This is a genomic window from Pseudomonas sp. OA65, assembly GCF_017498305.1.
GTDB lineage: Bacteria > Pseudomonadota > Gammaproteobacteria > Pseudomonadales > Pseudomonadaceae > Aquipseudomonas > Aquipseudomonas zanjanensis.
On record NZ_JAGDEZ010000016.1, the window covers coordinates 93156 to 111636 of the forward strand.

Annotated in this window: 19 protein-coding genes; 14 read left to right on the forward strand and 5 right to left on the reverse strand. The window is 61.0% G+C overall.

Annotated elements, in window-relative coordinates; all coding sequences use genetic code 11:
- Positions 1 to 289 precede the first annotated feature (289 nt).
- From J3361_RS15855 to J3361_RS15880, 6 genes are all read left to right on the forward strand, one after another.
- Positions 290 to 1258, forward strand: coding sequence for a glycosyltransferase family 2 protein (locus J3361_RS15855; RefSeq protein ID WP_207965376.1), 969 nt, complete (start codon positions 290 to 292; stop codon positions 1256 to 1258).
- 2 nt (positions 1259 to 1260) lie between these two features.
- Positions 1261 to 1971, forward strand: coding sequence for a methyltransferase domain-containing protein (locus tag J3361_RS15860; RefSeq protein WP_207965377.1), 711 nt, complete (start codon positions 1261 to 1263; stop codon positions 1969 to 1971).
- Between the two features lie 44 nt (positions 1972 to 2015).
- Entirely contained in the window at positions 2016 to 2351 is a 336-nt protein-coding gene (locus tag J3361_RS15865) for a GtrA family protein (protein WP_207965401.1), read from the forward strand.
- The gene (locus J3361_RS15870) at positions 2348 to 4432 is read left to right on the forward strand and encodes a DUF6311 domain-containing protein (RefSeq protein ID WP_207965378.1); all 2085 of its coding nucleotides are present in this window, start codon (positions 2348 to 2350) and stop codon (positions 4430 to 4432) included. Before J3361_RS15865 ends, J3361_RS15870 begins: the two co-directional genes overlap by 4 nt.
- A gap of 208 nt (positions 4433 to 4640) precedes the next feature.
- Positions 4641 to 5564, forward strand: coding sequence for a LysR family transcriptional regulator (locus J3361_RS15875; protein WP_186704563.1), 924 nt, complete (start codon positions 4641 to 4643; stop codon positions 5562 to 5564).
- 106 nt (positions 5565 to 5670) lie between these two features.
- Complete coding sequence (locus J3361_RS15880; protein ID WP_207965379.1) at positions 5671 to 6036, forward strand: 5-carboxymethyl-2-hydroxymuconate Delta-isomerase; 366 nt, start codon at positions 5671 to 5673, stop codon at positions 6034 to 6036.
- Here the strand turns inward: J3361_RS15880 and J3361_RS15885 are convergent.
- On the reverse strand, positions 6030 to 6971 hold the full coding sequence (locus tag J3361_RS15885) for a LysR family transcriptional regulator (protein WP_207965380.1): 942 nt from the start codon (positions 6969 to 6971) through the stop codon (positions 6030 to 6032). The genes J3361_RS15880 and J3361_RS15885 overlap by 7 nt on opposite strands.
- A gap of 536 nt (positions 6972 to 7507) precedes the next feature.
- Between J3361_RS15885 and J3361_RS15890 the strand changes: the two genes are divergently transcribed.
- From J3361_RS15890 to J3361_RS15915, 6 genes are all read left to right on the forward strand, one after another.
- A complete protein-coding gene (locus J3361_RS15890; RefSeq protein WP_207965402.1) occupies positions 7508 to 8875 on the forward strand; it encodes a glutamine synthetase family protein in 1368 nt (455 codons plus the stop codon).
- A gap of 201 nt (positions 8876 to 9076) precedes the next feature.
- Complete coding sequence (locus J3361_RS15895; RefSeq protein ID WP_207965381.1) at positions 9077 to 10726, forward strand: phosphoethanolamine--lipid A transferase; 1650 nt, start codon at positions 9077 to 9079, stop codon at positions 10724 to 10726.
- A 69-nt stretch (positions 10727 to 10795) separates the two neighbouring features.
- Positions 10796 to 11437, forward strand: a complete 642-nt coding sequence (locus J3361_RS15900; protein WP_207965382.1) for a class I SAM-dependent methyltransferase — start codon at positions 10796 to 10798, stop codon at positions 11435 to 11437.
- Between the two features lie 121 nt (positions 11438 to 11558).
- On the forward strand, positions 11559 to 12692 hold the full coding sequence (gene rnd / locus J3361_RS15905) for a ribonuclease D (protein WP_207965383.1): 1134 nt from the start codon (positions 11559 to 11561) through the stop codon (positions 12690 to 12692).
- The gene (locus tag J3361_RS15910; protein ID WP_053120094.1) at positions 12689 to 12982 is read left to right on the forward strand and encodes a YcgL domain-containing protein; all 294 of its coding nucleotides are present in this window, start codon (positions 12689 to 12691) and stop codon (positions 12980 to 12982) included. Before rnd ends, J3361_RS15910 begins: the two co-directional genes overlap by 4 nt.
- Positions 12983 to 13105: 123 nt before the next feature.
- Positions 13106 to 14038 (forward strand): D-2-hydroxyacid dehydrogenase, encoded by a 933-nt coding sequence (locus J3361_RS15915; protein ID WP_207965384.1) that lies wholly within the window; start codon positions 13106 to 13108, stop codon positions 14036 to 14038.
- Between the two features lie 271 nt (positions 14039 to 14309).
- On the opposite strand, the gene J3361_RS15920 is transcribed toward J3361_RS15915, so the two are convergent.
- The gene (locus J3361_RS15920) at positions 14310 to 14903 is read right to left on the reverse strand and encodes a nitroreductase family protein (RefSeq protein WP_207965385.1); all 594 of its coding nucleotides are present in this window, start codon (positions 14901 to 14903) and stop codon (positions 14310 to 14312) included.
- Between the two features lie 160 nt (positions 14904 to 15063).
- Here J3361_RS15920 and J3361_RS15925 point away from each other — a divergent pair, with 160 nt between their 5' ends.
- Positions 15064 to 15513: a YcgN family cysteine cluster protein gene (locus tag J3361_RS15925; RefSeq protein WP_207965386.1), complete on the forward strand. Its 450-nt coding sequence runs from the start codon at positions 15064 to 15066 to the stop codon at positions 15511 to 15513.
- A 32-nt stretch (positions 15514 to 15545) separates the two neighbouring features.
- Positions 15546 to 16775, forward strand: a complete 1230-nt coding sequence (locus J3361_RS15930) for a hypothetical protein (RefSeq protein WP_207965387.1) — start codon at positions 15546 to 15548, stop codon at positions 16773 to 16775.
- A 123-nt stretch (positions 16776 to 16898) separates the two neighbouring features.
- On the opposite strand, the gene J3361_RS15935 is transcribed toward J3361_RS15930, so the two are convergent.
- From J3361_RS15935 to J3361_RS15945, 3 genes are all read right to left on the reverse strand, one after another.
- On the reverse strand, positions 16899 to 17276 hold the full coding sequence (locus tag J3361_RS15935) for a DUF2892 domain-containing protein (RefSeq protein WP_186704574.1): 378 nt from the start codon (positions 17274 to 17276) through the stop codon (positions 16899 to 16901).
- Between the two features lie 77 nt (positions 17277 to 17353).
- Complete coding sequence (locus J3361_RS15940; RefSeq protein ID WP_030141187.1) at positions 17354 to 17824, reverse strand: RNA methyltransferase; 471 nt, start codon at positions 17822 to 17824, stop codon at positions 17354 to 17356.
- A 251-nt stretch (positions 17825 to 18075) separates the two neighbouring features.
- Positions 18076 to 18450, reverse strand: coding sequence for a YajD family HNH nuclease (locus J3361_RS15945; RefSeq protein ID WP_207965388.1), 375 nt, complete (start codon positions 18448 to 18450; stop codon positions 18076 to 18078).
- Positions 18451 to 18481: the final 31 nt, after the last annotated feature.

An 18481-nucleotide genomic window follows, 5' to 3' on the forward strand; every position in this document is an offset into this window, starting at 1 on the left:
CGATTGATTCACTTAAGACATGCATTGGACATGTGGCTGCAAGCCTAGCCAAGTGGATGGTTTTGGCTACGGGAAAATCGTTTCCATTGGTTTTCAAATATTGCCGGGCATGAGGCTGGACAGGCTATTCGACTATTTCCATAAGAAAAGTCACGTTGCGAACATAGGGTCGGCTGGAAGTTCGGGCTTGATCCTTGCGTTGCCCTGCCTGGTCCTGCTTAATACGTTTCGACGCCTAGGGCCGGAAGCCCGATGGGACTGCAAACACTATAAGAAAAAGAGCCATCAAGTGACTGAATATCCAGGAGTGGATCTACAAGGTCGTCTAACGCTTTCGCTTGTCATCCCGGTCTACAACGAAGCCCAGTCCATCGATTTGTTCATGGCCCGGATCGACCGGGTCTTTGCCGATGAATCACTGGTGAGCCTGGAGCTGGTGTTCGTCAACGACGGCAGTGGCGACGATACGTTGGTGTTGCTGCTGGACAGGCAGAAGGCCGACCCGCGCATCCGGATCGTCGACCTGAGTCGCAACTTTGGCAAGGAGGCGGCATTGAGCGCCGGCCTGCAAGCCGCCCGTGGCCAGGCGGTGGTGCCGATCGACGTCGATTTGCAGGACCCTCCCGAAGTGATCCTGGAAATGATCGCCCATTGGCGCAACGGCGCCGAAGTGGTGCTGGGCCATCGGATCAATCGCGACTCCGACTCCTGGGCCAAACAGGTGTCCGCCAACGGCTTCTACCGACTGCACAACAAAATCGCCGACCACAAGCTGCCGGAAAATGTCGGCGATTTTCGCTTGATGGATCGCTGCGTGGTCGATGCCTTGCTAACCCTGCCGGAATCGCGTCGCTTCATGAAAGGACTGTTCGCCTGGGTGGGTTTCCGGACCACCTACGTGGATTACGTCAGGCCCGAGCGCTGCGCCGGAGAAAGCAAGTTCAATGGCTGGCGCTTGTGGAATTTTGCCCTCGAAGGCATCACCAGTTTCAGCACCGAACCGCTGCGTATCTGGACGTACCTGGGGCTTTGTGTGTCGCTGGTGTCCTTTGCGTTCGCCATTTTCATCGTGCTGCGGACCCTGATTTCCGGGGTCGACCTGCCGGGCTATGCCTCGCTGATGGTCGCGGTCACCTTCTTGGGCGGGTTGCAACTGATCGGCATCGGCGTGTTGGGTGAATACCTGGGCCGCACCTATATCGAATCCAAGCGTCGGCCGGTTTTCCTGGTGCGGCGCATCTATGACGCCAAGGACTGACCATGGACCTCAAGGAAACCGACATCCTCGGTCCCGATATCGAGCAGCACTGGTACTACCGGTCGAAAGCGCGGGCCATGCTGCACATGCTCAAGGGCACCTCGGCCAGTACGCTGCTGGACGTGGGCGCCGGGTCGGGTTTTTTTTCCCATCACTTGTTGACCCATACCGCAACCGCCCAGGCCTGGTGCGTGGACATCAGCTACCCAGCCGACTCCGACGCCAGCACCGCCGGTAAACCGGTCCGCTACCGACGCGCCATCGACACGCTGGACGCTGACCTGGTGTTGCTGATGGATGTGCTGGAGCACGTGGACGATGACGTGGGCCTGCTCAAGGCCTATGTCGACAAGGTGCCGTCCGGCAGCCGTTTCCTGATCACCGTGCCGGCGTTCCAGTTCCTCTGGAGCGGGCATGACGATTTTCTTGAGCACAAGCGCCGCTATACCCTCAAGCAGTTAGAGAGCGTCGTGGCGCAGGCCGGTTTGCAGGTCCAGCAAGGTGCGTACTACTTCGGCCTGGTATTTCCCATCGCCGCTGGCCTGCGCCTGTTACAGCGCAACGCCACCGGGGCGCCGGCCAAGTCGCAACTGGCGCGGCATCATCCGCTGGTCAACGGCGTGTTGAAGACACTGTGCAGCCTGGAGCGTCCGTTCATGGGGGCCAATCGCATCGCCGGCCTGACGGTATTCTGCCTGGCGCAGAAGCCGTGACCTGGACGCACTCGCCCTTGCTGCGACGTGCCTTGCGTTTTGCCATGACCGGCCTGCTCGTCACTGGCGTCCACGTGGTGGCGGCCGTGCTGTTCGTGCACCTGATCCTGGCCAACCCGCCATTGGCCAATGGTTTCGCCTTTGTCGTGGCGACCGTGGTGTCGTACCTGATCAACACCCTCTGGAGTTTTTCCAGCCGTTTGCATGGCCGGACTCTCGGCCGTTTCGTGGTGGTCTCGATCGGCGGATTCGGGCTCGCGATGCTGGTGGCCTGGGTGGCCCAGAGCGTCGGCCTGGGTTACCTCGCGGGCATCATGGCCGTGGCGCTGATCATCCCGGTGTACACCTTCATCCTGCATAATTTCTGGACGTATCGATGACCGTTCGTAGTCAGCGTTTCCCGGCTTCCTTGTTGCCCATATTGTTGGGCGCGCTGGCGTTTCTGCTGGTGATCGGTCCTCGGGTGCTGGATTCGACCAACATCGCCTGGCTGGGGGAGGGCGATGCGGCGACCCATTACATGGGCTGGGCGTTTTTCCGCAGTTCACCCTGGACCTTTCCGTTGGGCATGAACCCTTCCTATGGTCTGGAGTTGGGCAACGGCATCATTTTTTCCGACTCCAATCCGTTGCTGGCGTTCTTGTTCAAACCCTTCAACGCCTGGCTTCCCGAGACGTTCCAGTATTTTGGCCTGTGGTTGCTGACCTGTTTCGTCCTGCAGGCCTGGTTCGCCTGGAAACTCGTCGGACTGCTGACGCCGTCGCTGTGGATCAGGCTGTTGGGTACTGGGTTATTTGTGTTTTCGCCGCCGATGTTTCTGCGCATGGGCGGGCACTTGTCGCTGTCCGGGCATTTCCTGATCCTGGCGGCCCTGTACCTGGCGCTGCGGCCTGGCTTGCAAAAGCGGCGGCTGGCCTGGGGCGTGCTGTTGGCCGCCACCGCGCTGGTGCATGCCTACCTGCTGGCCATGGTGGCGTTGATCTGGCTGGCCGACCTGGCCAGCCAGGCCACGAAGGGACGGTTGCCCCGGCGTGATGCCTTGATCGAGCTGGGTGGCTTGTTTTTACTGGTGGCGTTCTGTTGTTGGCAGGCGGGTTATTTCAGCGTGGGGGGCGGGACCGTGGCGGGCGGTTTTGGCTTGTATCGCCTGAATGTGATGTCGCTGGTCAACCCGAGCGGCTGGTCCTACACCTTGCGCGATATGCCTCAGGGACCCGGGGACTACGAAGGTTTCAATTACCTGGGATTGGGCGTCCTCATGCTGGCGATCTGCGCCGGCGTGGCATTGCTGCAAGGCAACACCGGTTTGGCGAATGCCGTGCGTCACAGGCGCCTGTTGTTGTGGGCATTGATCGGGCTGACATTGTTTTCGCTGACCAACCATCTCGGCATCGGCATGCAGAACGTGCATTACTGGCTGCCCAAACCCCTTGAACTCCTGGCAAACGTCTTTCGCGCGGCCGGTCGGATGTTTTGGCCGGTGTTCTACGCCATCGTATTTACGGTGATTTTCCTGGTGATCCGCGGCAATCAACCACGGACGGCGACGTGTCTGCTGGCCGTGGCCCTGGTGGTGCAGGTCCTGGATACCCGCGCGGGATGGGCCGGCCTGCGCCAGAGCCGGATGACGCCGGCGGCTTCGAGTTGGCCTACGCCCCTGACTGATCCGTTCTGGGCCAGTGCGGCCGGTCATTATTCGAAAGTTCGCACGCTAGTGCCGCAGAACCAGCCGGACAACTGGCTGCTGACCAGCCAATACGCCCTGACGCACGGCCTGGAAACCGATGGCGTGTACCTGGGACGCATGAGTGACCGGGCGATCGAGCGCGCCCAGCGACACGCCGAGCAGATGCTTGCCAGCGGCCAGTACGCCGCGGATTCGCTGTACATCCTCGACCCTGGCGCCGCGTTCCAGGCAGCGAAAACCGTCAATCGCCAGACCGACCTGTTGACCCGTATCGATGGCCTGGTGGTGCTGGCGCCGGGCTGGAAGACATGCACCCAATGCCCTCCGTTTGCTGACGAGACGCTGGACCTGCAGGTCAAGCTCGGCGAGCGCCAAGTGTTCAGCCGAATCAATGCGATGTTGGCCGATGGCTGGGGACGGGTCGAGGATTGGGGCACTTGGTCGGAAGGGACTGAGGCTGAGGTTGTTTTACGCATACCGCCAGAAGCGCGTGCCCTCTCGATCGAAGCCGCGGCGTTCGTGCAGCCCTCGCACACGCGCCAGCGGGTGGAGGTCTCGATCAACGGCGTTGCGGTGCTGGCGACGCAGTTCAACCGACTGCAGGACAACACCCTGGAACTGCCCGTGACGGCAGCTATTCGTGAAACGATGGGCGCGGATGGGCGAGTGCGGGTGCGGTTCCATTTGCCCGATGCCATCAGTCCCAAGGCGCTAGGGTTGGGGAGTGACGAGCGCGTCATGGCGTTGGGATTGAAATCGCTGACCGTGAGGTAGTTTTCCACTTCACTACGGCTTACTCATTGTGGCGAGGGAGCTTGCTCCCGCTGGGCTGCGAAGCGGCCCCAATATTTTGCGGTTGCTGCGCAACCGAGCGGGAGCAAGCTCCCTCGCCACAAAAGCAGGCGACTGGACGTTTAGCGCATAGACGCACAACCCCCAGCGTTTCTACACTGCACCCCATCAAGGGATCGAGGGGCAATGGATGAACCGCAACGAATTGCGCAAGGCCGACATCAACCTGATGGTGGTGTTCGAAACGTTGATGCTTGAGCGCAACGTGACACGGGTGGCGGAAAAACTGTTCCTGGGCCAACCGACCATCAGCTCGGCCCTCAATCGTCTGCGCAAGATGTTCAACGATCCGCTGTTCATTCGCGTCGGCCACCGCATGGAACCGACGGCCCGGGCCGAGGAAATCATCCAGCACCTCTCGCCGGCGCTCGATTCGCTGTCGGTAGCGTTGAGCCTGACCCACGATTTCGATCCGGCCAACAGCGCCATGACATTCCGCATCGGCCTGTCGGACGACGTCGAGTTCGGCCTGTTGCCGCCCCTGTTGAGCAGCCTGCGGCAAGAGGCGCCACAAATCGTGTTCGTGGTCCAGCATGTCGATTACTGGCGCATCCCCGATTTGCTGGCCTCGGGCGACATCACCGTGGGCATCAGCCAGACGCGTGGCCTGCCGGCCAACGCCAAGCGCAAGCTGTTGCGCCACATCCAACCCCGCGTGTTGCGCGCCGATGCGTCGGACACGCCGCTGACCCTGGACGAATACTGCTCGCGGCCTCATGTGCTGGTGTCCCATACCGCCAACGTCGCCGGGTTCGCTGACGAATGGCTGGCCGAGATCGGGCGCAAGCGCCAGGTCGTGCTGTCGGTGCCGCAATACAGCGCATTGCCGGCGTTGCTGGCCGGCACGGACCTGATCGCCAGCCTGCCGGACTATACCGCTGCCGCCATGGCGGCCTCGGGGCAGCTGTTCAACGAACCCTTTCCCTTCAAGACCCCAACCCTGGACTTGTCCATGGTCTGGCTGAGTCATGTCGACAGTGACCCGGCCGAGCGCTGGTTGCGGTCGCGGCTGGAGGCTTTCATGGGGGAACGCGGGCCCTTGGCACAACCTTGATACCGGCCCGCACTGAAACAAAATCTGCCTGAACGAATGAAGTCGAGGTAAGGTTGTGGCGGCTGGAAATCCCCTTGTCATATTTTTCGAATCGGAGTCGAACACAATGCCTCACCTGCACATGGAGTACACCGCCAACCTGCCCGAGCTGAAGGCCGAAGTGGCACTGCTGCGCCTGAACAATGCGCTGGTGGCCTCCGGTCAATTTTCCGCCGAGCACGACATCAAGAGCCGGGCCGTGAAACTGGAGACGTTCCGGGTGGGTACAGGGATGGGCGAACGGGGTTTCGTGCACGTGAAGCTGGCCCTGCTCAGCGGCCGCTCGCCGGAAATCAAGAAGCAATTGGCTGAAAGCCTGCTGGCGGTGATCCAGGACCTGGGGCCATGGCCGGCCGAAGTCAGTGTGCAACTGTGCGTGGAGATCCTCGACATCGACCGCGAGCCTTATGCCAAGGCCTTGATCGGTCAATGACGCGCAGGCGTTGTGTGGGCGCAGGCCTTGATGATCTGTTCGCGTAGCCAGGCGTTGGCACTGTCCTGATCGAGGGCCGGGCTCCACTGCATGTCCAAGGTCAACCCCGGCAAGCCCTTGGGCGCTTCGTGGTGATTGAAGATCGCCTCATTGGCCAGCAGTTTCTGGATGCGGCGGGGCAGGGTCAGGATGAAGTCAGTGCCGGTGATCATCTTTAGCGCGGCACTGTAGCTGTTGGCGCGCGCGGCGATTTGCCGGTGATGGCCCTGCCGCGACAGCCAGCCGTCCACCCTGTTGCTCACTGACGCCCAAGGCGTCGCAAACACGTGTCGGCGCTGTACGAAAGATTGAAGGCTCAGTTGCGGCTCAAGTGGCGTCGCCCGTTTGTCCACCACGCAGACCAGATCTTCCTCCAGCAACTGCCGGGATTTGAAATCGGCATGGTTGCGGTGAACGTTCGGGCCGAAGCAGATCACCAAGTCCAGGCTGCCGTCGCGCAATTCCTCGGCGGGAATGTCAGCTTCGAGCTTATGCACATTCACCACCACCGGCAAATTGGCGTAGTCGAAGCTTTGCAGCAATTGCGGCAGGATCAGGTGTTCGAAATATTCTGGTGCGCAGATGTTGAAGGTAACGGCTTGCCGGGTCGGATCGAAACTCGGCGCACCGGCATGGCAAAGGTTGATGCTTTGTAAAATGGCGCGCACATGGTTGTACATGCCCTCGGCCTTGCAAGTGGGGCGCATGCCGGTGCGGGTGTTGATAAACAGTTCGTCTTCGAAACAGGTTCGCAGTTTCTTGAGGCAATAACTGACGGTTGACTGGCTGACGCACAAGGCCTCGGACACACCGGTGACACTGCTTTGCTCGTACACGGCGCTAAACACCATGAGGTCCTGCATGTCGAGCTTTCTGAGGGCGTTACTGTTCAGCATCCGTTCTGTCTCTCACTCTGCTTCCTTGCGCGGATCTTGCGCAAACCAGGCTGACGATCCTAACGGAACGATGGTACCAAGAGAATGCCAGGCAGGCGCTTTCATGGTCGGGAACGGGACAAATAGTGTAGGGAACACGACGTGTCGATCAACGATCGATCCGTTTGTTATGTTTAGTTCGCTGCGATCCAAGCTCCATCAAATCCAGGTTTAATTGTCCAGAATGCCGTGGGACGCTTGCCCGATGTGTTTCCTGTGATGCGCTCATGGACGCTTGGCCCCAGGCAGTGCAATACCCTCCATTCGCCGCAGTCGATCCGGTCGGCAGGTGCACGCCTGCCGTCGCCCCCTCCCTTAGTGCGCTGCCCTCCGAGCTGGCTTTTTGGGCGCTCTGGCATTGTCGCCATGCGCGTCCTCCGGACACTCGTTTTTCCTGTTGAACCTTTACGGTGCTCGCTCGATGGCGAGCACAGACTGACGGCGCGTGATCGCCCGTCCGACACGGAAATACGAGTCTTCTCATGAGCCTTGCCAAGATGTCTTTCGCACCCGTGCAACACGCCCAGGCGTTCCTTGCGCAGAACCCCGATATCGAGTTGTTCGAGTTGTTCATTCTCGATAACAACGGCGTGCCCCGGGGCAAATTGTTGCATCGGGACGAGTTGCTGGCGGTCTATGAAAGTGGCCGGCCGCTGCCCAGTACGATTCTCGGGCTGACCCTCAATGGCGATGATGTGGAAAATTCCGGGCTGGTGTGGGATGTCGGTGACATCGATTGCCGCGCCTATCCCCTCAGCGGCAGCTTGCAACGCATGCCGTGGCGATTGATTCCCACCGCCGCGGTGCAGGTCAGCATGCATCCCCAGGAAGGCATGCCAGCGACCATCGCCGATCCGCGTTATCTGCTCGGCCAGGTGATCGATGCCCTGCAGGCCGACGGTTTTTACCCGGTGATGGCGGCGGAGTTGGAATTTTATCTGCTGGACGCACAGCGCGACGCCCAAGGCCGGCCGCAACCGGCGCGGGACGCTGACGGTGGTCGACCGCGCGCCACCCAGGTCTATGGTTTGCGCGAACTGGAGCAGATCGAGCCGTTTCTCGCCGACCTGTACGCCGCGTGCAAGCTACAAGGCATTCCGGCGCGGACCGCGATCTCCGAATACGCTCCGGGACAAGTGGAAATCACCCTTGAACACCGCAGCGATGCCTTGCAAGCCATGGATGAAGCGGTGCGCTACAAACGACTGGTCAAGGGCGTGGCCCACAAGCACGGCATGCAGGCGTGTTTCATGGCCAAGCCGTTCGAGCACTTGGCGGGCTCCGGCCTGCACATGCATGTCAGCCTGGCCGACCGCGATGGCCACAACCTGTTTGCCAGTGAAGCCGGCGACGGTACGCCACTGTTGCGCCATGCCGTGGGCGGGATGCTCGATACCTTGCTCGATTCGTTGTTGATGTTTTGCCCGAACGCCAATTCCTACCGGCGCTTCCAAAGCAACAGCTACGCACCGCTGGCCGCCACCTGGGGCGTGGACAACCGCACCGTGAGCCTGAGGGTCCCGGGCGGCCCGGCGTTCTCGCGGCACATCGAGCATCGTATTTGCGGCGCCGATGCCAACCCTTACCTGGCGGCCGCGGCGATATTGGCCGGCATCCATCACGGCCTGCGTGAACAGTGCGATCCCGGGAAACCTGTGGAAGGCAACGGCTACGCCCAAGCGACCGAACGGCTGCCCACCGACTGGCTCACCACCCTGCGCGCCCTCGAAGCTTCGACTTGGGCGCGGGGAGCGTTTGGCGAGGCGTTCCTGGGTGTTTATCTGGCGGTCAAGCGCGCCGAATACCGGCAGTTCATGGGGGAAGTCGGCGAGCAGGACTGGCGTTGGTATCTGAAGCGGGCTTAGCAGCAGCTGCAAGCCTTAAGCTTCAAGCTTCAAGCCGATAGGACTTGCAGCTTGCCGCTTAAATAATTATTTACCAGCAACTTTTTCACGAAAAATTGATGGTGGGCTACCTAAAGTTTGTGTTGCCGTAGAAAACATTTTTCACATGTTTCCTGCGGCACTTCTTTTTCAAAGAGCAACTTCAGGAAACCCTCAATCATCATGCTGACTATTAAAGCCGTGCGCCCCGAGTGGGTGACGCTGGCCGCCAGTGCCTTTTTGTTAGTGGGCTTCAACCTCGTGCTCTGGCAACACTTGCTGGCGATCACGACGGCGGACGCTCGGGGCCTGCTGATGTGCGTGGCGTTTGGCCTGATGATTTTCTGCGCGTTCAATCTGGTGCTGACCCTCGTAGCCTTCCGCCCGCTGCTCAAGCCGGTGTTGATGCTGTTGTTCTTGATCAGTGCCGGCGTGGCGTATTTCATGGCCCAATACGGCGTCTTGATCGATGCGGGCATGTTGCGCAACTTCGCTGAAACCAATGCCACGGAAGTCCGTGATCTGTTGTCGTTGAAGTTGTTTGTCTATATCGGCTTATTGGGTGTCTTGCCGTGCTGGTTGTTGTTCAAGACGCCGATCAACTACCGTCGTTGGCCAAAGGAGTTATTAAGCAAGTTGCTGGTCGGCGTGGCCTCGGCCGCCGTGATCGGCGTGGTTGCCCTGGTCAACTACCAAGGTTTGTCGTCACTGTTTCGCAACCACCACGAGTTGCGCTTGATGGTCGTACCGAGCAATTACATCGGCGCCTCGCTTGGGTATTTGCGTGAGCAGGTCGCGTCGGCCAAACAGCCGTTCATCACCTTGGGCGAGGACGCGAGGCGCAACCCGGCGTGGCAAACCCACGGCCGCAAGTCCCTGACCGTTCTGGTGGTGGGCGAGAGTGCCCGGGCCGAGAACTTCGGCATCCTCGGCTATAACCGCGATACCACGCCGACACTGGACAAGGAGGCCGGCCTGATCGCCTTCACCGACGTGCATTCCTGCGGCACCGAGACCGCCGTGTCGGTGCCCTGCATGTTTTCCAACATGGGCCGCAAGAACTACGACGCCAGCAAGGCCAAGAATGAGGAGGGCTTGCTGGATGTGCTCAAGCGCGCCGGGCTGGAGGTGATCTGGCGGGACAATCAATCTGGCTGCAAGGGCACCTGCGACCGCGTCACGCTGCAGGATGTCAGCAACCTCAAGGACCCGACGCTGTGCGCCAACAGTGAGTGCCGCGATGAGATCCTGCTCCAGGGACTGCAGCATTTCATCGACACCCTCGATAAGGACACGGTGCTGGTGTTGCACCAGATGGGCAGCCACGGGCCGGAATATTTCAAGCGCTACCCCAAGGAGTACGAGCATTTCACGCCGGTGTGCGAAAGCAATGCGCTGAACAATTGCAGCCGCGAGAGCATCGTCAACGGCTACGACAACACGCTGGTGTACACCGATCATGTGCTGTCGACTCTGATCGATCTGCTACGGGCCAACCAGGACAAGGTCGACACGGCCATGCTGTACCTGTCGGACCATGGCGAGTCCCTGGGCGAGTACAACCTGTTTCTCCATGGCACGCCCTACATGCTCGCCCCGGAACAACAGAAACGCGTGGCGATGCTGGCCTGGTTCTCCGACAGCTACCAGAAGTCCTTTTCGGTCGACACCCATTGCCTGCAACTGAGTCGTGAAAAGCCCTTGAGCCAGGACAACCTGTTTCACTCGATGCTTGGGTTGCTGGAAGTCAACAGCCAGGTCTACAACCGCGACCTGGACCTGTTCGCCAATTGTCGCGGCGCGGTAATTGACGGTGTCCTGGCACGGCAGTGAGCGCCTGGACCTTTTTTTCACGCGGGGTTGGTTAACCTGTCATCCAGACTTTTTCCAAGAGCCGTTTGTATGTCCGGGTTACCCCCATCCACGATCGAGCTTGAGTTCGCCAGGCAGCATGACCAGGAACATGCGCAGGTGTGCTGCCGACCGGCGCCTCGCCGCTTGCGCCTGGCGTTCTGGCGCGACGAACAAATGGTGCGCAATGCCCTCAAGGTGGCGGGCGAGCCGGGGTTGGTGCTGGACGTGGCCTGTGGGGCAGGACGGTTCTGGCCGGTGCTGGCCGAGCATGCCAACCGGGTGATCCTGGCGGCGGACCCGTCGCCGGACATGCTCGAACACGCGCTGACCCACCATGGCGACGCGTTGCTCCAGCGGGTCAAGACCTTCCCGAGTTCCGCCTTCACCCTTGGGCTGTCGGCCAACGCAGTGGATTGCATTTTCTGTTTGCAACTGTTTCGCCACCTCCGCGCCAGCGAGCATCGCCTGGCGCTGCTGCGCGAGTTTCATCGGGTAAGTCGCGACACGGTCATCGTTTCGGTGAAAATCGAAGGGCGTCTCAAGATGGGCCAGGTGCCGCAACGCAGCCCGGCCGACAAGGCCGATGTCGAAGCCGAGTTTCGCCAGGCGGGTTTCAGCGTGCTTTGGTATCAGGATTTCCTACCCGGTTTTGCGCTGACGCGTGTTTATGTATTGCGTAAGACCGGTTAATTCTTGATGTAGGACTATTCTTGCTTTCTCGCAGGCGATTTCTCTCAGACAGCTGCTCTATGGATGCTCGCAATCGCCAGCGGCGATATATACTGCGCGCCATTCTTCAAGGGAGAGCCGTGTGGCCATCGATATTCACTGGATTCGCGACAACGATAGCCTCGGTCAGTTTTGCGCCGAGTGGCAGCAGTTGCCATTCGTCGCCCTCGACACCGAATTCATGCGGGTCGACACCTTTTATCCCATTGCTGGCTTATTGCAGATCGGCGACGGCAAACGTGCCTACCTGATCGACCCCTTGACCATCGACAACTGGCAACCGTTGGCCGCGCTGCTGGAAAACCCGGCGGTGCTCAAGGTATTGCACGCTTGCAGCGAAGACCTTGAAGTGCTGCTACGCCTGACTGGCAGCCTGCCCGCGCCGCTGTTCGATACCCAATTGGCCGCCGCTTACCTGAACCTGGGTTTCTCCATGGGTTACTCGCGGCTGGTGCAGGAAGTACTCGGCATCGAGCTGCCCAAGGGCGAGACCCGCTCCGATTGGTTGCAACGGCCCCTGTCCGAGACGCAAATCAGCTATGCGGCGGAGGATGCGGTGCATCTGGCAGAAGTTTTCGTACAACTGCGGCCAAAGCTTTCTGACGAAAAATACAACTGGGTCTTGGAGGATGGCGCCGAACTGGTGGCCAACCTGCGTCGCGAGGTCGACCCGTACGAGGTCTACCGCGAGGCCAAGCTGGCCTGGAAACTGTCCCGCGCCCAATTGGCCGTGCTGCGCGAGCTGTGCGCCTGGCGTGAACGTGAGGCACGGGCCCGTGACCTGCCGCGCAACCGCATCATCCGCGAGCATTCGCTGTGGCCCCTGGCTCGCACCCAGCCGGATAACCTCGGCGCGCTGGCGAAAATCGAAGACATGCACCCGCGTACCGTGCGCCAGGACGGCCAGTTTCTGTTGGACCTGATCCAGCGCGCCGCCAGCATCCCGCCCGAGCAATGGCCGCCGGCCGTGGCCGAGCCGTTGCCCATCGAGGCCGCGACCCTGGTCAAGCGCCTGCGGGCGCTGGGGCAGGCTGAAGCCGAGCGCCTGGGCATTGCCCCGGAGCTGATGCTGCGCAAGAAAACCCTCGAAGCGCTGATCAAGAGCGGCTTTCCCGAGGGCCCTTACCAATTGCCCGATTCGCTGCGTGGCTGGCGCCGCGAGTTGATGGGCCAGGCGCTGCTCGACAGCCTGGCCACTGCCGGAGAACAGCCTTGAAACGTATCTGCTCCATCTACCGCAGCTCGAAGAAAAACGAGATGTACTTGTATGTGCTCAAGAGCGATGCCTTGAAGCGTGTGCCCGAGCCATTGATGGCCGCCTTCGGCAAGGCGATCCACGCCTTTGACCTGGTGCTGAGCCCCGAGCGTGAGCTGTCCCGGGAAGACATCAACAAGGTGCTGGAAAACCTCGACACCCAGGGCTATCACTTGCAGATGCCGCCGGCCGAGGACGAGTACATCGAGCATTTGCCCGAAGAGTTGCTGCGCCGCAACGACCCGGTCTGATGGTATTGGAGGCGCCTGTCCTGGGCGCTTCTTGAAAAACGGAATGATTTATTGACGATGATCGCAAGGATAGAGCGACACTCTGCCGGCGGTCGTCTGCACTGTTTTTGAAAGGTTTGATTCATGCGCGTTCTGATTGCCGAACACGATCACGCGGTGTATGCCCAGCTTTTGCGTCAGGCTGCACCCGATATTGAAGTCCTGACCAGCGGCGATTCCGCCGAACTGTCGCGACTGGCCACCGATTGCCCGGTCTGGCTCGGCCAGCCTGATCTGCTGGCCACCTTGTTGCGTCAAGGCCACCAGCCCCGTTGGTTGCAATCGACCTGGGCGGGCATCACGCCGCTGCTGGCCGATGGCCTGAGCCGCGATTACCGCCTGACCCGCGCCGTGGGCATTTTCGGCCAGGTGATGGCTGAGTACGTGCTCACCTACATGCTCGGCCACGAGCGCGAAGTGCTGGCCCGGTTGGTCAGCCAGGTCGAGCGCAAGTGGGACAACCGCCAGGGGCAAGGCCTGGCTGGACGCAAGGTGTTGATCGTCGGGACGGGGGACATCGGCCAGCGTGTGGCGCAGTTCCTGGTGCCGTTCGGCGTGCAGCTGTACGGCATCGCCAGCGAAGCCAGGGAAATGGCGCCGTTCATTGAGGTCGGGGCACTGAAGGATCTGCCGCGGCTGGTGGGCGAGGTGGATTACGTGATCAATCTGCTGCCCAACACGCCGGAAACCCATGACATCTACGACGCCGCGCTGTTCAAGCAATTCAAACCGACCGGGTTGTTTATCAACGTTGGCCGCGGCGTGGCAGTGGTGGATGCAGACCTGGTGCAAGCCCTGAAGGAAGGGCACCTGGCCGGCGCGGTGATCGACGTCTGTCGCCAGGAGCCGCTGCCGCAGCGCCATCCGTTCTGGACCGCCTGGGGCCTGCTGCTGACCGGCCACAGTTCGGCACCGACTTCGCCACCGATGATGGCGCAGTTGTTCCTGGATAACCTGCGGGCCTATCAGGCGGGCGAAGCACTGCGTGGTGAAGTGGATTTCAGCCGGGGCTATTGAAGCCATCCTCGATCAAACTGTGGGAGCGGGCTTGCTCGCGAAAGGGCCGGTACATTCAACATTTATGCTGACTGATACTCCGCTATCGCGAGCAAGCCCGCTCCCACAGTGATTTTTCAGTGGCCACAAAAAATGCGTTCGCCACAGAACCCATTGTGGGAGCGAGCCTGCTCGCGATAGCTGTGTGTCAGTCGCCATCGAAGTGGCTGATCTGGCGCCATCGCGAGCAGGCTCGCTCCCACAGTGGTTATTTTAGTGAGCATAAAAGGGGTTACAGGGTGAAATCACCTTCTGCCACCAGTTCGCTCAGCGGCCGGCGTGGGCTTGGGACTTCGCGGGCCTGGAGGTATTCGGCCAGGGTCGATTTGTCCCCCAGCTTGCCGATCGCCACGGCGGCGTGCAGGGCGTAGCCTTGCGGGATCTTCAGTTCCTTGCGGGTCAGTTCCTGGTCGAAACCGGCCATGCCATGGGTGTGCCAGCCGCTGAGGCTGGCTTGCAGCGCCAGGTGGCCCCAGGCCGCGCCGGTGTCGAAGGTGTGGCTCTGCGCCGGGGTTTCCTCGGTGGCGCCGGGCACCGCGAAGGTGGTTTTCGAGACGATGATCACCAGCGCCGAGGCGTGTTGGGCCCAGCCGCGGTTGAACTCGTTGAGCAAGCCCAGGAAACGCTCCCAGTTCGGCGTGTCGCGGCGTGCGTACAGGAAACGCCAAGGCTGGGAATTGTAGGCCGAAGGGGCCCAGCGTGCGGCTTCGAAGAAGCTCAGCAAGGTTTCTTCGGCAATGTTTTCGCCGGTAAAGGCGCGGGGCGACCAGCGTTCGATGAACTGGGGATGGATCGCGTAATCGGCAATGCGGGAGTTGGCGCTCATGGGCTTACCTGGCTCGAGTGTGGAAAGACAATCAAGCAACCTACGTCCCGCCGCCCGGCCTGACAAGCCCCTGTATACCGACAGTCGCCAATGCTTGGCCTCAAGAGGCCCCGGCACTAGACTGTCGGCCTTTTCACCACCTGATGTTGATGCTCGAACCATGGCCGCCAAAGTTGAACCGTTCTGGATACGCAAGACACTCGATCAGCTCGATCCCCAGGAATGGGAATCGCTGTGCGACGGCTGTGGCCTGTGCTGCCTGCAAAAGCTCGAAGACGAAGATGACAACAGCGTCTACTACACCCGCATCGCCTGCAAACTGCTGGACCTGAAAACCTGCCAGTGCACCGACTACCTCAACCGTCGTGAGTTCGTGCCCGATTGTATCCAGCTCACCCCGGGCAAGGCCGATGAGTTCAAATGGCTGCCGCCGACCTGCGGTTATCGGCTGGTCAGCGAGGGCAAGGACTTGCCGTTGTGGCACCACCTGGTCTGTGGCGATCGCGATGCCGTGCACCATGAACGCATTTCCCAGTCTGGACGTATGCTGGCCGAAGGCAGCGTGCCGGAAGACGACTGGGAAGATCATCTGATTTTTCGCGCCGGCTGAACCACCGGGCGGCGCGCCACCTGGGAGAACCCATGGCTGCAGGATTGAAACGGATACTGGCGGCCGGGCTGCTGGCGGTGTGCGGGCCGCTGTGGGCGGCGCAGAAAGTCGATCTGGATTATCACGTGCACCTGTTGCCCCAGAGCGATCAGGCCGAAGTGCGCCTGACCCTGGCCCGGGGCTCGGCGGTGCGCAGCCTGGATTTCGACCTCGGTGACGGCAGTCGCTACAGCGATTTCAAGGCCGACGGCCACTGGCAGCTCACCCCAGGCAAAGAGGCCCGTGGTGTCTGGCGTCCGGCCGCGGACAAGGCGAGCCTGAGCTACCGCGTGCGCATCAGCCATGCCCGCAAGAACGCCACCTTCGAAACCCGCATGACCCCGACCTGGGCGTTGCTGCGCGGGGATGATCTCGTGCCGTCGGCCAAGCTCGATCAGCAGGACGGCATCGAACTGGTGGCACGTCTTGAGGTTGAATTGCCTGACGGCTGGAAAAGCATCGAGACCCCTTGGCCGCGTATCGGCAAGCAACGCTTCCGCATCGACAACCCCGCGCGCCTGTTCGACCGCCCCACGGGCTGGATGCTCGCCGGCAAGCTGGGCAGTCGCCGCACGCGCCTGGGCGAAACCGAAGTGACGGTGGCCTCGCCCCGGGGCCAGGGCATGCGCCGGATGGACGTGCTGACGCTGCTGACGTTCGTTTGGCCGCAGGTGCAAGCGCTGGTGCCGCGCCATCCGGCCAAGTTGCTGATTGTTGGCGCCGGCGATCCGTTGTGGCGTGGCGCTCAGGCCGGCCATGACTCGATTTACCTGCACAGCCGTCCGCCGCTGGTCAGCGAGCGGGGCAGCAGCCCGTTGTTGCGGGAGTTGGTGCAGGCACTGGCCCGGGTCAACGATCAGGACCGTAGCGATTGGATCAGTGAGGGGCTGACCGAGTATTACGCGGTCGAACTGCTGCGCCGCGCCGGCGGCTTGAGCGATGAGCGCTACCACGCCTTGAACGACCGGCTCGCCCACGACAGCAAGGGCGTCACCACGTTGCGCGGCGAGCAGATCAGCCCGGCGGCCGTGGCCAAGGCGGTATTGCTGTTGCAGGAACTGGACCGCGAGATTCGCCTGAAGACCCATAACAAGCGTTCGCTGGATGATGTGTTGCAGGGGGCGATGCGCCTGGAGACAGTTGATACCGAGGAGTTTGTACAACTCAGTGAAAGTGTTTTGGGTGGGGCTTCCACTGTGCTGGATACCCAGTTACTTCAGTGACATCGCCATCGCGAGCAGGCTCGCTCCCACACTGGATCTTCAGTGGACAGATTATTTGTGCATGACTCGATCAATGTGGGAGCGAGCCTGCTCGCGATGAGGCCATCAGCGGTACTGCAAAAATCAGAGCCCAACCTTCGGCGAATTCAACGAATCATTCCCCGTCACCGTAGCCGTGCCAGTCGCCGCCTCGGCGTTGGCCTTCAGGCGACTCAGCTCCTCGCCGGCCTGCTCGATGCGGGCGCGGGCGTTGTCCAGGTTCTGGCGATTCTTTTCCAGCAGGCTCTTGGCCGAGCAATGCCCGGTGATGCCCCGCGCCAGTGCCATGCCGCCGATCGCCAGTTGAGCCAGGCCGATCACCCCACCACGGCGCAAACCCTTGCCCATCATCAGCACACCGCCGGCCAACGAGCCAATGCGTTCCCAGCCGTGCACATTCTGTGGTGGATGGGATTGGAAAGGGGTGCGCTCAATCGGCTCGAACGGATTGTTATCGCTCATGGTCTGTCTCCAGTGTGGGGATTGGTATAAAGCTGACTGCCTGAGCGATTGCCTTGTTCAATCGAATGTTGCACCGATCAGCGGAATTGCGGCCCCGAACGGGTGTTGTTGCCCTTGGCCATGCGGTCGTACAACACGACGTTGACGGTGGCGGCCAGGTTCATGCAGCCGTTGGTGGGGATATAGATCACGTCTTCGCACCAATCACGGATGTCCTTGTCCAGCGAGCCGTCTTCCGGGCCGAAGATGTACAGCGCCCGGTCCGGGTGGGTGTATTCGGGCAGTGGGCGAGCGCCTTCCACCAGTTCCACGGCCACCGGCACACAGCCCAGGGGCAGGATTTTCTTCAGGTCGTCGATACCGATCAGCGGGATGTCGTAGTGGACTTTCTTGGTGTCGGTGACGAAGTCGGCGGCGCGCTCATAGCGCTTGCCGGTGTAGAACACCGACGCCACGCCGTAGCAACCGGCGGCACGCATGACCGAACCGACGTTTTCCGGGGACTTGGGGTTGAACAGACCGATGCAGCTGTAGCGTTTGTTGGCCACGGGCGGGGTGCCTTTGGGGAAAAGGCGCGATTATACGGGGAATGGGGGAGGGTGGTCAGGTTCGAGATGTGTGGTGCATGGTCGGCCGCCTTCGCGAGCAGGCTCGCTCCCACAGTGGATTTTCGGCGTTCACAAAATCTGTGGGAGCAAAGCTTGCTCGCGAAATAGGCGCCTCGGTTCCTGAAAGACCGCATTGGCTTCATCGCGGGCAAGCCTTGCTCCCACAAAGCGGGGCTCGTCACTTGGCTGGATTACTCGTCTTTCTTCATCAACCCGGCCAGCGCGGCGAAGGGGTTGTGGGTCGCCTTGGCGATCTTCGGGGTGCTCAGGGAGCCGTCGCCGAAGTATTGCTGGTCGGTGTAGCGCGAGTGTTCGTTGTCGTGGCAGTACAGGCACAGCAGTTCCCAGTTGGAACCGTCCTGCGGGTTGTTGTCGTGGTTCTGGTCGCGGTGGTGAACGGTCAGTTCGCTCAGGCGCTTGCCGGAAAACTCACGGGCGCAGCGGCCACAGACATGGGGGTACATTTTCAGGGCTTTGTCGCGGTAGCCCATCTCCCGGTCGCGCTGGGCATCGGCGAGGATGCGGTCCAGCTTGGCGGTGTTGGACGGTGGCGTTGACGAACTCATGGGTTCACCTTTGTAGAAAAGACTAATGACG

Excerpts from the sequence above, each read along its gene's own strand:
- J3361_RS15875 (WP_186704563.1), top strand. The coding sequence starts at position 4,641 with ATGAACCGCAACGAATTGCGCAAGGCCGACATCAACCTGATGGTGGTG.
- J3361_RS15885 (WP_207965380.1), bottom strand. The coding sequence starts at position 6,971 with ATGCTGAACAGTAACGCCCTCAGAAAGCTCGACATGCAGGACCTCATG.
- J3361_RS15880 (WP_207965379.1), top strand. The coding sequence starts at position 5,671 with ATGCCTCACCTGCACATGGAGTACACCGCCAACCTGCCCGAGCTGAAG.
- J3361_RS15920 (WP_207965385.1), bottom strand. The coding sequence starts at position 14,903 with ATGAGCGCCAACTCCCGCATTGCCGATTACGCGATCCATCCCCAGTTC.
- J3361_RS15870 (WP_207965378.1), top strand. The coding sequence starts at position 2,348 with ATGACCGTTCGTAGTCAGCGTTTCCCGGCTTCCTTGTTGCCCATATTG.
- J3361_RS15895 (WP_207965381.1), top strand. The coding sequence starts at position 9,077 with ATGCTGACTATTAAAGCCGTGCGCCCCGAGTGGGTGACGCTGGCCGCC.
- J3361_RS15890 (WP_207965402.1), top strand. The coding sequence starts at position 7,508 with ATGTCTTTCGCACCCGTGCAACACGCCCAGGCGTTCCTTGCGCAGAAC.
- J3361_RS15860 (WP_207965377.1), top strand. The coding sequence starts at position 1,261 with ATGGACCTCAAGGAAACCGACATCCTCGGTCCCGATATCGAGCAGCAC.
- J3361_RS15930 (WP_207965387.1), top strand. The coding sequence starts at position 15,546 with ATGGCTGCAGGATTGAAACGGATACTGGCGGCCGGGCTGCTGGCGGTG.
- J3361_RS15945 (WP_207965388.1), bottom strand. The coding sequence starts at position 18,450 with ATGAGTTCGTCAACGCCACCGTCCAACACCGCCAAGCTGGACCGCATC.
- J3361_RS15925 (WP_207965386.1), top strand. The coding sequence starts at position 15,064 with ATGGCCGCCAAAGTTGAACCGTTCTGGATACGCAAGACACTCGATCAG.
- J3361_RS15915 (WP_207965384.1), top strand. The coding sequence starts at position 13,106 with ATGCGCGTTCTGATTGCCGAACACGATCACGCGGTGTATGCCCAGCTT.
- J3361_RS15865 (WP_207965401.1), top strand. The coding sequence starts at position 2,016 with ATGACCGGCCTGCTCGTCACTGGCGTCCACGTGGTGGCGGCCGTGCTG.
- J3361_RS15935 (WP_186704574.1), bottom strand. The coding sequence starts at position 17,276 with ATGAGCGATAACAATCCGTTCGAGCCGATTGAGCGCACCCCTTTCCAA.
- J3361_RS15900 (WP_207965382.1), top strand. The coding sequence starts at position 10,796 with ATGTCCGGGTTACCCCCATCCACGATCGAGCTTGAGTTCGCCAGGCAG.